A 2,057-nucleotide genomic window follows, 5' to 3' on the forward strand; every position below is an offset into this window, starting at 1 on the left:
GTGGCGCGGTATGCGCCGTCTGATTGACATTCAGCTGGGATATGAACTCGCGCAGGACGAGTGTGGGTAATTGCAAGATGGCATACAGCATTGCGGAAAGAATCCGGAAGCGAGGGGTGTGGCGCCAGTTGATGACAACTATCGCCGGTATGCGCATAGGCATTGGAACGGGCTCGAAGGTGGGCATAGCTCCCCCTGCAGCGGATACAACATAATGCGCATCGATTTCCATCGACGACCTTAACTCATGATATGCGCTGGCTGGCACTTTAGTCGTCCGTGAGACTTCCATTTCCCACATTGTCCGATTATGTCGTACGCGACGGTCGGCCGCTGGCAGCGAGAACACCGCCCGCTTTGCCGGGCCGCCGCGCGCGATTCTGTGCACTATCCTTTACTGTCACTTCAGAGCGTTTTAAGGGCAAGTCGTGCTTGTCGCAAATCGATGGTGTAACGCCGAGGTGAATTAAGTCGTTCTCGCGCCGATTTCCGTTTGCTTAGTCGTCGCGCGAGTTCTATATTGCAACCAAATGACACTCCCCGCCTGCCGTTGCGTCGTGATCGACAGAGAGCCTTGTGCACGTGCTTGGCGACTCTCCAGCGACGGTGAACGTTACGTTGCAAACGACTACCAACACTTGACCAACGGTCAGCACATGTACGATCCGACACCATGAGATTCGACTTGCTAAAGTCTTCTTTTGCCTGCCTTGCCTTGCTGACTTTCACGTCGATCACACTGGGGAACGGCGGTGGAGGCCGTGACAGCGACGGCGATCGCCACGATGGTTCTCGGAAGCTGCGGGTATTCGACAGCAGGGGCACGGTGGTTGGCCCGCTCGTTACGGCTTCATTCTCGAGTGGTGTAGTCACCAGTGCCAACGGCACGACTGTTGTCGTCCCGATAAAACGGATGACGGATAGCGGCGGTCACATTTCGTCCTCCCAATATGCATGGGCGGAAGGAAAGCCGTGGTACCCGAGAACTGATTGCAACGGCCCTCCAGCAGTCGGCGACATCTTTGCCGTGCTGAGACCGGTCGAAGTTGTACGACGCGGCGCCGATGTGACGGCCTACATTGCTTCCGATACCTACACGGCTTCCGCCGACCTGAGATCCTACTCTATCGCGCCAGGTCAATGCACCGCGTATGCCCTTCTAGGAGTGCCGGTCTGGATGGCCGCGTCTGCCTATGCGCTAATGCAATACTATCCGGAGCCGCTTACCGTTCGCTACTGAATGCGATGACGCTACTCCGAGTGCCGGGAAGGAGATCTTAGTGCAAGCTTCGCTCAAGACTGCGGTGATCCTGATTGCCGTTGCATCGCTATGGAACGGCCGCGGTACGGCCGACGATTCACGTACATGGCATGGAGGCGAACGTCGCTTTCTGGCAATTGTCGATGCGCACGGGAGATTTGTCGGCCCTTTAAAGTCCGGTGGTGTCGAGCTGACGGTAAATGGCGCGATCGTATTTGTACCGATCCACCGCGCGAGCGGAGCCGACGGCCATACCCTGGCGTCGCAGTACGTCTGGGGCGGCGTTTCTTATGGGAATTCATTTCGAACAAGCGACTGCAGTGGCACGCCGTTCATACGCGGTGAGCTAACCGGTACCTTACGCCCTGCCACCATCGTGCGGCAGGGTGGCGAAGCGACGCTGTACATTGCGCCCGACTCTTTCTCGTCCGACTTTGCACCTTTGGTTCGCTCTGAGCGGTTCGTCGAGGGCCCATGCGCAACCTTGACGCCCGTTGATCGAGAGGAAGGCTGGACGCCTGAGAGCAGCTTCCCGCTCACCCAGCACTACCCGGAGCCGCTGACCGTCCGGTGACACATCAGTTAAGTCGTTCTGACACCCGGGGCAAGGCGGGCTGGGGTCAAAAGACTCTTATTGACGGGAGACTTGAATGTGCAAATTGCTTTTTGTCGTTACTCTCCTGTTCTTCGCAACGCCGGCGGTATCCGGCAGCGACCACGACGGACGTGGCGCCCACGGCGATGACCGACTGCACGGGCAGAAAGTCCTCAAGGTTTTCGACGCCAACGGGAAAGT

3 protein-coding genes are annotated in these 2,057 nt (G+C 57.8%); 2 read left to right on the forward strand and 1 reads right to left on the reverse strand.

Annotation, left to right across the window (positions count from 1 at the left end; translation table 11 throughout):
- Nucleotides 1-232, reverse strand: a 232-nt coding sequence (locus AWB67_RS42730; protein WP_235008099.1) for a hypothetical protein, incomplete at its 3' end; no start/stop codon positions are given.
- 441 nt (nucleotides 233-673) lie between these two features.
- Here AWB67_RS42730 and AWB67_RS36840 point away from each other — a divergent pair.
- Together AWB67_RS36840 and AWB67_RS36845 are read left to right on the forward strand one after the other, a co-directional pair.
- Nucleotides 674-1,240 (forward strand): hypothetical protein, encoded by a 567-nt coding sequence (locus AWB67_RS36840; RefSeq protein WP_087660742.1) that lies wholly within the window; start codon nucleotides 674-676, stop codon nucleotides 1,238-1,240.
- 40 nt (nucleotides 1,241-1,280) lie between these two features.
- Nucleotides 1,281-1,835, forward strand: coding sequence for a hypothetical protein (locus AWB67_RS36845; protein ID WP_087660743.1), 555 nt, complete (start codon nucleotides 1,281-1,283; stop codon nucleotides 1,833-1,835).
- The last annotated feature ends 222 nt before the right edge of the window (nucleotides 1,836-2,057 follow it).

This window comes from Caballeronia terrestris (genome assembly GCF_001544515.1).
Lineage (GTDB): Bacteria > Pseudomonadota > Gammaproteobacteria > Burkholderiales > Burkholderiaceae > Caballeronia > Caballeronia terrestris.

What these genes read in the sequence shown, in the direction of transcription:
- AWB67_RS36840 (WP_087660742.1), top strand. Translation starts at nt 674, where the DNA reads ATGAGATTCGACTTGCTAAAGTCTTCTTTTGCCTGCCTTGCCTTGCTG.